9 protein-coding genes are annotated in these 11,727 nt (G+C 57.6%); 2 read left to right on the top strand and 7 right to left on the bottom strand.

All coding sequences use genetic code 11. The features are described 5' to 3' along the window. Positions 1-32 precede the first annotated feature (32 nt). Both kynA and sbmC read left to right on the top strand, forming a co-directional pair. On the top strand, positions 33-875 hold the full coding sequence (kynA, locus tag QMZ29_RS09865) for a tryptophan 2,3-dioxygenase (protein WP_261427424.1): 843 nt from the start codon (positions 33-35) through the stop codon (positions 873-875). A gap of 23 nt (positions 876-898) precedes the next feature. Continuing rightward, positions 899-1,366 carry a DNA gyrase inhibitor SbmC gene (sbmC, locus tag QMZ29_RS09860; RefSeq protein ID WP_049204947.1) on the top strand — a complete coding sequence of 156 codons (468 nt, stop codon included), beginning with the start codon at positions 899-901 and terminating at the stop codon, positions 1,364-1,366. Positions 1,367-1,463: 97 nt separating this feature from the next. Here the strand turns inward: sbmC and QMZ29_RS09855 are convergent, their stop codons facing one another. The 7 genes from QMZ29_RS09855 to QMZ29_RS09825 all read right to left on the bottom strand — a co-directional run bounded on the left by QMZ29_RS09855 (position 1,464) and on the right by QMZ29_RS09825 (position 11,694). Next, positions 1,464-2,162, bottom strand: coding sequence for a hypothetical protein (locus QMZ29_RS09855; protein WP_213928270.1), 699 nt, complete (start codon positions 2,160-2,162; stop codon positions 1,464-1,466). Between the two features lie 53 nt (positions 2,163-2,215). Then, the gene (locus tag QMZ29_RS09850) at positions 2,216-2,593 is read right to left on the bottom strand and encodes a hypothetical protein (protein WP_261427421.1); all 378 of its coding nucleotides are present in this window, start codon (positions 2,591-2,593) and stop codon (positions 2,216-2,218) included. Positions 2,594-2,768: 175 nt separating this feature from the next. Continuing rightward, positions 2,769-3,257, bottom strand: coding sequence for a hypothetical protein (locus QMZ29_RS09845; protein WP_071826121.1), 489 nt, complete (start codon positions 3,255-3,257; stop codon positions 2,769-2,771). A gap of 1 nt (position 3,258) precedes the next feature. Next, the gene (locus QMZ29_RS09840; RefSeq protein ID WP_261427419.1) at positions 3,259-7,680 is read right to left on the bottom strand and encodes an RHS repeat-associated core domain-containing protein; all 4,422 of its coding nucleotides are present in this window, start codon (positions 7,678-7,680) and stop codon (positions 3,259-3,261) included. Between the two features lie 2 nt (positions 7,681-7,682). After that, positions 7,683-8,123: a DcrB-related protein gene (locus tag QMZ29_RS09835; protein WP_261427418.1), complete on the bottom strand. Its 441-nt coding sequence runs from the start codon at positions 8,121-8,123 to the stop codon at positions 7,683-7,685. 54 nt (positions 8,124-8,177) lie between these two features. Next, entirely contained in the window at positions 8,178-10,106 is a 1,929-nt protein-coding gene (locus QMZ29_RS09830) for a type VI secretion system Vgr family protein (RefSeq protein WP_025303305.1), read from the bottom strand. 142 nt (positions 10,107-10,248) lie between these two features. Further along, positions 10,249-11,694, bottom strand: a complete 1,446-nt coding sequence (locus tag QMZ29_RS09825; protein WP_173890294.1) for a serine/threonine protein kinase — start codon at positions 11,692-11,694, stop codon at positions 10,249-10,251. Positions 11,695-11,727 lie beyond the last annotated feature (33 nt).

Below are 11,727 nucleotides of genomic sequence, written 5' to 3'. Positions count from 1 at the left end.
CGATGGGGCGCTGGGCGCAACGGAGAGAACAGATGAACAAACGGGAATTAGAAAGCGCGATTGTCACCGATTTTTCCAAACGCATGAGCTATGGCGACTACCTGTGCCTGGACTCGCTGCTGGACTGCCAGCACCCACTCTCCAACCCGCCGCATCATGACGAAATGCTGTTCGTGATACAGCACCAAACCTCCGAGCTGTGGATGAAGCTGATGCTGCACGAGCTGCAGGCGGCGGTGCGGCTGGTGCAGCAGGACAAACTCAGCCACTGTTTCAAAATCCTCGCGCGCGTCAAACAGATCCAGCGGCTGCTGTTCGAACAGTGGGCGGTGCTGGAAACGCTAACGCCGTCGGAGTACGTCGAGTTTCGCGACGTGCTGGGCAGCTCGTCGGGCTTCCAGTCGCATCAGTACCGGTCGATCGAGTTCCTGCTCGGCAACAAGAATGCGGCGATGCTGGCGGTGTTTAGCAGCGATGCGGAAAAGCACGCCGCGCTGAAGGCGATCCTCGAAGCGCCGAGCCTGTACGACGAATACTTGCTGTACCTGGCACGCCACGGCCTGCCGATCCCGCAGGAGTGCCTCGAGCGTGACTGGACGCAGCCCTACCAGCGCAACCCGGATCTGCTGCTGGCGTTCAAAGTGATCTACGACAACCCGCAGACCTACTGGGAAGCCTATGAAATGGCGGAGAAGCTGGTGGATATCGAGGAGAGTTTCCATCTGTGGCGTTTCCGCCATATGAAAACGGTGGAGCGGATCATTGGCTTTAAGTCAGGTACCGGCGGTTCCAGCGGCGTCAGCTTCCTGAAAAAGGCGTTGGATCTGACCTTTTTCCCCGAGCTGCTGGACGTGCGCACCGAAATCGGCGCCTGAAATAACGTGGGAGGATAAGGGCGATGAGCGTGAGGATTATCGATAAAGCGGCGGAGAAGGTGGTGGGAGTGAGAGTCGTGGGGCCGTATCCGCAGACCATCCCGCAGGGCTCGCAGCAACTGCTGGCATGGCGGAAACGCCACGGCGTGCCGTTTGGCAAATGGCTGGTGCTGTATTGGGACGATCCGGCGGAAGTGGCGCCGGAAAAGCTGCGTGCCGACGTAGTGATAAGCGTGGCGGACGATTTCGCGCTGCCGGCGGGCAGCGAGGGCGTGACCGTGCAGACGCTGCCCGCCGGGCAGTATGCGGTCTACCACGTGCGCATCAGCGATGGCGATTTCGAGCGGGTGTGGGGCGAGTTCTATCAGAAGCTGCTGCCGGCCAGCGGCTACCAGCCGGTTGAGGGGGTGAGCTATGAACACTATCTCAACGACTGCGAGGCCGACGGCTATTTCGACCTCGAGATTTACCAGACGGTGAAGAAGTGGTGAGGGGGCTAACGGCGCGGTAGCATATCAAAAGGCTCTTTGGGAGCCTTTTGATGGGATATTTAAAGATTCATTTAAAAGAGGAACAGTCATAAGATAATTATTCCATGTCTATATCATAGAATGTATATTTAAGGTTTTTTATAAAATCTATTGTTTGCAGTAAGCGAACGTCTATCTTTTGATATGCCAAACAATCCTTCTCTAACTGGTTTATTATGGATAAACATCTTTCATCTTGCTCGTCCATGGCATCATAAAAATCTTGGTTGCACAAATCTAGCATTCTTAAGAATAACGAATCGGAAATTGTCTCATCTGATGGTGGTGTTTCCCCTGGGATATGATGGGTCGCACTGAGCAATAAAAACCCATGATGCGAAAAATCACAGCCCGACAAGAAATAAAGACCCTCTTTGATTGGTGTCTTATAAACGATGGCCGATGTATCCGATGCGACAATTAAAATGTTCTCTTTGGATTGGAAAACTGCTTCGTCTTGAATAGTGACGTGAGATACGAAGCTATCGATACATTCTGATAATTTTATTTCTCGTAATGAGTCAACATCAAGGGCATGACGCTCGCTTGATGCTTTAAAAAAAGAAGGAACGCTCAACAACAAAAAAGAAAGCTCGTTTGTTTTCTTGTTGATTAAAAACCAGTCAAGGGAGTCCATTTCACTAAAATTACTGCTTCCAAAGAAATTACTGATATCATTTTCTAACTCATAGATATCACTGTACTGGCTTTTCATTGATATATTAAAGTTGGCGATATCCCAGGAAATATTCATCATCTGTTACCTCAGAGTGTTATAAAGATTTCAGTGGGGTCGCCTCTAAGAGAGCGCTAGTGAAAAATGAAACCCAGCAACTTTATCTTATATCTTGCTGGTTGTGATTCACCCGTCGCCGTGATTATTGTTATTCTGTTTTTGTGCATTTCCGACTCTACATTCTGAATGTAGATATCCAGATTTTCATTTTTATATGAAGGTATTGGGTCATATGGGTACTCTATGATTTTTATCCCGATTATTTTTTCTGCGATCGCCTTCCTGATGTTTTCATCTATATCCCATATGGGTATCGCAGAGCTGTTATCATAAAGTACTTTTTCGTTAGAGTTAGGGATGGATACTTCTTTTTTAAATAAACGAAACTGCTCTTCGTTACCATCAAATAGTTGCCTGTTTGATGGGGTAATGACAATTTTCTCTTTGTTCATAATATTTAAATAGATCTAGTGAATAAATGATTCATGCCTTTATTGATTGTTAGTGTGCGAAGTGAAGATGTAGTTATTTGCGATATTCGAGGGGGGGTGAAAAATCACACACACTCTGCATTATGGAATGAGTGTGTGAATTTTTATATAATAATGTGGATGAGTTTCCTCTTTTTTAATAAATTATGTTATTCCTTTTGCAATATTTTCGCCATTCATCCTCAGTATGAAATGCACTGCGATAGTTGCACACTATTGTTCCCGTTAAATTATGTGGGTCATAAGCAGCGTCAATATGCCCCCATGAACCACTAACTGGAAGTTGTATATGAGTTTTTTCATAAAACCATGTTCGAAGATTTTTGGTAATAGCACCTTCTACTTTTTTTTGTATTCCCATCATGAGTTTTTCAGGCGCAAAACGCCAACTGCAAAGCACTGCATCTGTAATGAAGGCCCCGGAGAAGTCGGCAATTATATATATATCGCCGGCTTTTTCTTTTTTTGTACTGATTATTGTTCTGTATGATGTAGTCCTACCATCTGACTTTTCTGGCCAACCCTCCCACAATCTGGAGCCTTTTATTAGCATTTCTCGGGTTGTCGCTGTACCTAGCGTTATTCCCGCGAGTTCTAGTGTTCCGTCATAAGTATCTAGTTGCATTTTACAATCCAATTTCAAAAGGCTTATCAATTGGCTCAAGAACAGTTTTATAGTTAGAAAGGAAAAATTGAGTTCCTCCGCCTTCGCCGAATCTCGTTGGGTCTTGAGATATCGCTTTACCTGTTCCTGCAATCGTTTCTCTTTTTACTCTATATGCTTGTATTTTAGATCTATAACCAAATTTTTCATGTGGAAGCACCTGCAAACTTTCCCATAGCTTGGCTCTACTGCCACCTGCAGCATCTAGCGTCGCCTTGTTGAAGTAAAAACCAGATTGCCCTGGAGCGCCGCCATAAACAATGTCACCTTCTTTCAACATGATATTTGACCAAGAGTCTCGTCCTTTGTAGATACCTCGACCTTGCCATTGTCGACCAAAAGCTGCCTGATTATGATCGTTGGCTTTGGTTGCTGCGCATCGTGGCTTCCATCCCCAAGGATCCACCCAACCCAGCGGATTCGGCGCGTATTGGTACAGGTTGATCCCGCCGGCCAAACCTATCGGATCGTGCTGGGTAAATCTGCCGATATCCGGATCGTAATAGCGGAACAAATTGTAGTGCAATCCCGTTTCCCGATCCAGGTATTGCCCCTGTAGGCGCAGGTTTTGGGAGTAATCCAGATCTTGCTGATTTTCCTCATACTTTATGCGGCCCCAGGCGCTGCTGTGGCTCTGCCAGCGCAGCGTTCCGTCGCTGTCGGTCAGGCTTTCCGGTTCGCCGTTCGACGCCGTGTGGAAGTAAAATACTTGGGCCGGCGCGTGGCCGTCGATGTGCGCCAAAGGTTCATAGCTGCCCTGATCGGCATAGACATAGGTGAGGGGCATGCCGTCGCGAGTTTCCTGCAGCAGCCGGAAACCTTCCCACAAAAACGTGGTGGTTTGGCATTTGCCGGCCGGTTGGCGCAGATCCTGACTTTGCTGCCACACCCGCTTTTGCGTGCGCCGCCCGAGCGGATCATAGTGGAACTGCACATGCTGCTGGGCTTCGCTGCGATGCTGGCTGTAGCGCACCACCTCGCAGAGGCGATGATCGGCGTTGTAGAGATATTGCCAACGGTAGTGGCCTTTGCGTTTTTCCACCGTGCGGCCAAAGACATCGTACCGGTAATCAATTCCCTGATAATGCAGTACGCGGTTGTGCCGCTGGCGGAATTGCCCCTCATCCAGCAGGTTGGATGCCGGATCGTACCGGTAGCGCTCGGTATCCGGCAGCGTGCCGTCCCGGTTCAGTAATCGACCGGTGGCATCGTACTGATAACGCTGGTAGGAGAACGGGTTGGCGTTGTGTTCTTCGCGCGTCAGGTTGTTTTGATAGTCGTAGGACCACTGGCGCGAGCTGCTGGCCGGCGCCGGGCGCTGGCGGTTGTCATTGAAGATCTCCCGCCGGTCTTTGCGCCCCAGCCGATCATAATGCACTCGGCTGGTCAGGCGACCCTGCGTACGGCTCAGCTCGCGGTGCAGATTGTCACGCTCGAACTCGCTGAGGGTGATATCGTCCAGCGCCAGCTGCAGCAGGTGGCCGCTGCCGTAGTACAGCGCGCGCAGCGCGCGTCCGTCGGGCAAGGTGGTTTGCGTGCGGTTACCCATCGGATCGTAATCATAGCGCAGCGTACCGTTGGCACCTTGTTCACGGGTTACCCGCCCCAGCAAGTCATAGTCAAAACTGACCTCGCTCTGAGCCGTTGTCGGCTCGTCATGCCATGCGTTGCCGCGGTCACTGGCGGCATGCAGCAGTTGGCCGAGCGGACTGTAGCGGTAGCGGGTTTCTCCATCGGGCGTCTGTTTGCTCACCAGTTGGCCGGCGCCGTCATGGTTGAAATAGTGCGAGAAGGCGGCGGAGGTATTGGCGGCGAAGCGGCGCTCGACGACCCGGCGGCATTCGTCGTAACGATAGCGGGTGCTGACGCCGTCCAACCCGATTTCTTCCTGCAACAGATTGCAGGCCGTCCAATGGAACAGGTAACTTTCGGCATTCTCGTTGCGCAGCGCCGTTAATCTGCCGCGGGCGTCGTAGTGGCGCACCACCTCGCCATCGAGCGGATTGCGCGTGGCCAGCAGGCGGCCGGCTGCGTCATAGCGATAATGCGTCAGGCGCCCATCGGCCCCCTGATAGCGATCCAGCTGGCCCTGCGCGTTCCAGCTCAGCGTCTCTTGCCAGCCCTCGGCGCGCTGCAGCTGTGTCAGGCGGCCGGCGGCATCGTAGCGGTAATGGACGCGTTCGCCGGCGGCGTCGGTCACCTCGCTGAGCCAGCCTTGAGCCGTATATTTGTAGAGGGTTTGTTTGCCGGAGCAATCGCGGGCGCGCAATAATTGCCCGTGCTCATCATAAGCGAAATGGCTGATGCCGCCGTTGGCGTCGACGGCTTGCACCACCTGGCCATAGCCATCGCGCAGGTAGCGCTGGGTATGGCCGAGCGCATCGATCTCGGCAATCAAGGCATGGCGCTCGTCGTAGTAGAAATGCTGTGTGGCGCCGTTGGGCTCCTTGACGCTGATCGGCAGTGCGCGCTGCGGTAGCCAACCGGTGAGGCGGATATGGCCGAGCGGATCCTCTTCCTCGACCAGATTACCGGCTTCATCGTAGCGGAAATGCCAGCCGTGGCCGAGCGGATCGCGCGTGGCGATCAGCATGTCTTCGTCATTCCATTGGTAATGCCAGACCTCACCACGCTCGTCGGTATATTCGACGATCAGCCGTTGGGCGTTCCAGCGGTGCTGGTGCCGCAAGCCGTCATTCTCGGTGACCGTCGTTAACCCGGCGGCCAAATCGTAGTCGATTGTACAGCCGCCGCCGGCGCTGTCGCGGTGTTCCACCACGCGCCAGTCGTCGAACATCGCCCAGTGATACTCGAAGCTGGGCCCACCGGCCTGTTGGTGGCGGGTCAGCAGGTGTTGGGCGTTATAGTGAAATTCGCGTGTGACCAGGCCGCCGGCGTCGATCACCTGATGCAGATCGCCGCCGTCGTCATAACGGTAGCGCACGCGTGGTTCGTCGTTATGCCGCAAGGCGGTGACGCGATCGTCGAAGCGCGGATCGCCGTATTCCAGCCGCAATGTCATGGTGCCGGCGCTGTCGACGATGTGGCTCAGGCGCTGTCGTTCGTCGTAGTTCAGCAGCAGCGCATTATCGTACTCATCGCTCAACGACACCAGCCTCAGGCGGGAAGGGGTCTGCGGCAGCGGCACGAACAGCCGCCAGACGCTGCCGTCGGTGTCGGCGATCAGCAGCTGTCCCTCTTCACCGCGGCGGAACATCAGCCCTTCACCGGCGCTGAAGCTCGGCTGGTTCACCTCAGGCAGCGGGAAGCGTAGCTCACGACCGGTTTCATCATGCAGGCAACACTCAATGACGCCGTCCCGGTCGTTAAGATCGACCCAAATTTCAAAAGGCGTGCGCCAGCCGTGGCCAAACAGTCCCTGATAGCCATTGCGGCTGTTGTAATTGCGCTGCCAGATCAGCGGAAAGCGCGCCGGCAGCAACAGATCCAGATCTTCTTCGTCGTTCAATACCTTGGCGCCGGTGGCGGCATGCACCGGGTTAAAGGCGGCGTGGATCGCTTCGCCGAGGGCGTTAACGCCCGCCGCCGCCAGACCGCCGCCGATCATGCAAGGCAGGTTCTTAACCAGCTTGGCCGGATTACCGAGCAGCAGCGGCAGCACGGTCAGCGCCAAACCGATACCCGGCAGCTTGCCGCTCTTGATGTCGCGTACCACCACCGTGCCGCCGCCGATCTGCACATTTTTGGAGACGTCGGTCGAGACTTTCGCCTCGCAGGTTGAACGGTCATTGCTGCGTACGGCCGGTTGGCCGTTGATAAATACTTTACTGGAGCCTTCCGCCAGGTATTGCGGAAGCGGGTGTTTGTCGCAGCTGATTTTATCTTCTTCCAGCGGTTGGCTGGGCTGGCTGGGGCCGGCGACGCCGGGCTGCCATAGCTGCGAGAGGATATTACCGCCGGCGGCCAGCAGCTCGGCGCCATAATCCCAGAAGCTTTGCGGCGGCTGTGGCGCCGGTAACGCTTTGATCTCTGCGGGCGTGAGTAAACGACCTGCGGCGCGTGCCGCCGGTTTGGCGTTGGTGAAGACGTTGGGGGAGCCCGTGAGAATGACGCCGGAGACGGAAGGCGGGAAGAGCCAGTTGGCCACGGCGTCGCAGCCGTTGCTGATATGTTCTCCGACGCCGGTCAGGCTGGTGGCAAAACCGACGATCAGCCCGGCGCCGACGCAGCCGGAGGCCGCCGTCGCCGCTGCGCCGAGCACCGCCACCCCTGCCAATGCCGGCGCTGCGGCGGCGGCTGCTGCGGACACGGCGGCGGTCGCCACCGCATACACCGCGACTTCGGCGACGGCGCTGGCGATGTCCGCCAACGCGCTGGTGTGGATCAGTTCATCATCCTTTCTTGCTGCCCAGATCTCAGCCATGGCTATTGTTCACTGTGTTCGGTCAAGACCAGCGACGCTTTCACCTGCTGCCAGTGAGCGTCATCCTCGGGGGTGAAGGGGCGCATGGCGGCATAGGTGACGATCAGTAACGTCTGGCTCTCGTCCGGCTGCACCGCCAACTGATGCTGATGATGGTGGTGTCCGGCGCGGATAAAGCGACTGGTGACTTCAATCGCCTTGAGATGGCCCTGCGGCCCGGCGCTGATGCGCCGGCGCGGCGACTGTTGCAAATCGCTGATCTGTGGCAGCAGTGCTTGCCACTGCTTCTCGAATTCGTCCTCCAGCGTGGCACCTTGCGGAATGATGCCGCGGGTGATGACCAGCGAGGCGCCGGTTTGCGGGTTTTTGAGAATATTGACCGTGCAGTCCTGCCAGGTGATGGCGGGGAGGGTGAAATGGCCTTCCTGGAAAAGGTAATCCATGGATGTCCTTGCAAGTAATCAGGGGAAAGGACGCGGCGCAGGGCCGCGTCGGCATCAGGATTTCGGGAACAGCTGATCGACGGCGCTCTGGATTGCCGCCTGATGGCCACCGCCCGGTGCGGCGGTGCGCGCGGCGCCGCCAGGCTGGTTGAGATCCAGCTGGCCGCCGGTATTGATCTCTCCGTCCTCTTTCACCGTGATATTGAAGCTGGTGCCGGTGATGTTTATTTGGCCGTTCGCCAGCAGCTCGATCACGCTTTCGCCGCACTCGAGCCGCAGCGATTCGCCGGAGCCGAGGGTAAAGGCGTTAACCACGGCGTCGCTGCGCGTTTTGCCGGTCAGCGCGGAGGATTCGCCTTTGACGCCGGTTGCCTGATTGAGCACCACCCGTTTGATCTGGTTGCCGCCCACCAGATGCGTGTGGTCGTTAGCGATGGTGTGGCTTTCATCGTTTTTCACCTGGGTGTCCATGTTGCGCTCCGCCTGGATCCACACCTGTTCGGCGCCGGCCTTGTCTTCGAAACGCAGGGCGTTGGCGTTGTCGGCGGTGCCGTCCTTGGTGCGGCTCATAAAGCCCATCTGGGTGGCGGCGGCCGGCAGCGCCCAAGGCGGCATGCTGGCTTCGTTATAGACACGTCCGGTGACGATCGGCCGATCCGGATCGCCGTTGATAAAGTCCACCACCACTTCGTCGTTCACGCGCGGGATCTGCACGCCGCCGTAGCCTTGGCCGGCCCAGGCGCTGGAGACGCGCACCCAGCAGGAGCTGCCGTCGTCTTTCGGCCCGAAGCGATCCCAGTGGAACTTCACCTTGATACGGCCGTATTTGTCGGTCCAAATCGATTCGCCGGCCGGGCCGACCACCCGGGCGGTCTGCGGCCCGTGGGTTTTCGGCCAGGTGGCCTGCTGCGGCGGGTGCCAGGGCACGTCCGCCGGTAGCACGATGAAGTCGATACGGTGTTCGCTGCTCTGATCGTCGCCGCTGGCATAGCGGTTCTCTTTCAGATGGTAGTTGGCCTGCAGCGTCAGGTACTCGCGGTTGTCGTCGGCGTGCGGGGCGTTATACAGCGTAAAGGTGCTGCCGGGAGCAATGCCCAGCGCGGTGGCGGTACCGCGGATCTGCTGATGTTCGGCCTGCCAGGCCTCCTGGCGCACGCGGGCGTAGAACTCCCCCTGCTGATGCTCGGTGTAGCGGCCCGGCCAGTCGTAAACGTCGATCTGCCCCGGCGTCGGCGAGACCGGGTTTTGCCGTGCCTGGAACAGCCAGGCGTTCGGCTTGCGGAAATCGTAGTCGTCCAGGCTGTAGATACCCGGCGTGACGCGATCGGACAACGTCCACTGGCTGATGCCTTCCTCGCTGGTGCTGCCGCCGGACGGCGTCAGGTGGTAGGGGATCATCTCATAGCCGGGATAGGGCTGGTGGTGGTGGGGGGCGTCCCCGAGCACCAGCGTGTGTTTGCCCATCTCGTGTTTGAAATAGTAATAGATGCCCTCCAGCTCCATCAGGCGGCTGATGAAGTTGAAACTGCTTTCGTTGTACTGCACGCAGTAGCCCCACAGGCGATAGTCGCCGGTCAGCTGATCTTCCAGCTGCACGTTGTGCTCCGCCAGCAGGGTCTTGACGATCTGCGGCACCGTCTGTTCCTGGAAGATGCGGAAGTTGCGGTCCTTGGTCATCGGCCAGAGATCCGGCTGCACGTGCAGGTTATACACCGCGTAGCGCGTGCCGCCGATCTCTTCGCTGCTGACGGCGATGGCGGTGATCTTGCCGTTCAGGTAGCGCGGGGCGCTGAGGAAGCCCTGGGTTGGGATCTCCAGCGTCAGCGGTTGGCCGAGCAGCGCTTTGCGATCGAGCCGCGCGTCGGTGCTCAGCAATTCAATAGAGAAGTCAAAAGGGGTGGAAAGCGCTTCGATACCGTCCAGTGAGCGGAACAACAGTTGCTCCTGGCCCAGCGGCGTGTGCGCAATAATGCGGTCCAACATGAGAACGTCCTCTGTGATTGACGTCATGCCCTGCATACTCCGGCGTTGCAGCGGCCTTGCCGCGCGGCCAATGAGGATGGGCAGTGGTGCGTCAGTCTCATGAAATAGGGAAACCCCGCCGAGGCGGAGTTTCAGAACGGGATTAACCGGCGGTGGCCGGATTGACCAGCCAGGTGCCGGCGGTGTCGATGCTGAGTTGCTGCCGGCGGAGTCGATCGTCGTGGCGGATTTCCAGCTGATAGCGGCCTGGCGCCAGGTTCAGGCTGGCGAAGCCGTTTGCGCCCGGCGTCACCTGCTGCGGCTTGCCGTCGAGGCTGACCTGTTCGCCCGGTTGCAGTTTGAAGTACACCAACGCCACCGGCTGCGGTGGCGGTGCCACCTTTTCAGGTTCCGCGGCTGTAGGCTGCGCGGTTTGTGGCGCGCTCGGCTGCTCCGTCAGGGTTTTCTGCGCCGGCGACGCCTCAGTGTTTTGGGCCACGGCCTGGGTATCGTCCTCGCCGCCGCTCAGCCAGGCGACGGCACCGATCACCAGCAGCGCCGCGACGCCGGCGCCGGCCATCATCGGCCGCGAGAATTGGGTGCTGCGCGCGGTAACGGCGCCGGCGGCGGCTGCAGCGGCAGCCGGGTTGGCGGCGACCAGCAGGTTCTCCGGCGCAGCCGCAGGGGTGCTGATGATTTCGTTTTCATCGGCGATTGGCAGATGCAGCAGCTCGGCCATTTCATCGATGGTCTGCGGGCGGTCTTCCGGCTTCAGCGCCAGCGCGCGATCGACGGTGCGCAGCAGCTCCGGCGAGTAGCCGGCGGGGCGGCGCTCGGCCAGCGGCTGGTAACTGTCTTCGATGCTGCGCACCACGCTGACCGGCGGCGGCGAACCGACGATCAGCGTGTGCAGCACGGCGCCCAGCGCGTAGATATCGGTCCAGGGCCCCTGTTCGCCGTCGCTGTTCTCGGTGTACTGCTCGATCGGCGCGAAGCCCGGTTTGAGCATGATCTCCGTTTCGTCTGACAGGTTGCCGATCTCTTTACGCGCCGATCCGAAGTCCAGCAGCACCGGCAGCTGGCTTTCCTGGATCTGGATGTTATCCAGCGAAATGTCGCGGTGCAGATAGCCTTCCTGGTGGATGGTGTTGATGGCGCTGAAAAGCGGCGGCAGCAGCCGCCGGATCCACGCCTCGTCGATTTTCTCCGGTTGCTGCGCCTGCAGGTTCTTCAGCGTGGTGCCGCTGTAAAACTGGGTGCCCATGTAGGCGGTGCCGTTCTCTTCCCAGAAGCGCAACACGTGCAGCAGGCCGGGGTGCGAGAAGCGCGCCAGCAGACGCGCCTCCTGAATAAAGCTGTTCAGCCCGGCCTGGAAGGTTTTGCTGAAGCGTTCACCGCGCAGCCCGATGCTGAGATCGTCGTTGCGTTTCGCCAGCGAGGTTGGCATGTACTCCTTGATGGCGATGGTGCGTTCCAGTTGGTGATCGTAGGCGCGGTAGACGATGCCGAAGCCGCCTTCGCCGATCGCTTCCTGGATCTCGAATTCATTGAATCGATAGCCGCTCGGCAGGCTGTTCGAATTCGGTTTGGTTATCCCGGTTCCCGACATAGTGATGACTCTCTGTGTTCAAAGGGCCGCCGT

The sequence above is a fragment of the Serratia sp. PF-27 genome (genome assembly GCF_030053255.1).
GTDB lineage: Bacteria > Pseudomonadota > Gammaproteobacteria > Enterobacterales > Enterobacteriaceae > Serratia > Serratia bockelmannii.
This window is presented reverse-complemented; position numbering and strand designations above follow the sequence as displayed.

Coding starts and splice junctions, on each gene's coding strand:
- QMZ29_RS09850 (WP_261427421.1), bottom strand. CDS start 2,593: ATGAACAAAGAGAAAATTGTCATTACCCCATCAAACAGGCAACTATTT.
- QMZ29_RS09835 (WP_261427418.1), bottom strand. CDS start 8,123: ATGGATTACCTTTTCCAGGAAGGCCATTTCACCCTCCCCGCCATCACC.
- QMZ29_RS09825 (WP_173890294.1), bottom strand. CDS start 11,694: ATGTCGGGAACCGGGATAACCAAACCGAATTCGAACAGCCTGCCGAGC.
- QMZ29_RS09840 (WP_261427419.1), bottom strand. CDS start 7,680: ATGGCTGAGATCTGGGCAGCAAGAAAGGATGATGAACTGATCCACACC.
- sbmC (WP_049204947.1), top strand. CDS start 899: ATGAGCGTGAGGATTATCGATAAAGCGGCGGAGAAGGTGGTGGGAGTG.
- QMZ29_RS09845 (WP_071826121.1), bottom strand. CDS start 3,257: ATGCAACTAGATACTTATGACGGAACACTAGAACTCGCGGGAATAACG.
- kynA (WP_261427424.1), top strand. CDS start 33: ATGAACAAACGGGAATTAGAAAGCGCGATTGTCACCGATTTTTCCAAA.
- QMZ29_RS09830 (WP_025303305.1), bottom strand. CDS start 10,106: ATGTTGGACCGCATTATTGCGCACACGCCGCTGGGCCAGGAGCAACTG.
- QMZ29_RS09855 (WP_213928270.1), bottom strand. CDS start 2,162: ATGATGAATATTTCCTGGGATATCGCCAACTTTAATATATCAATGAAA.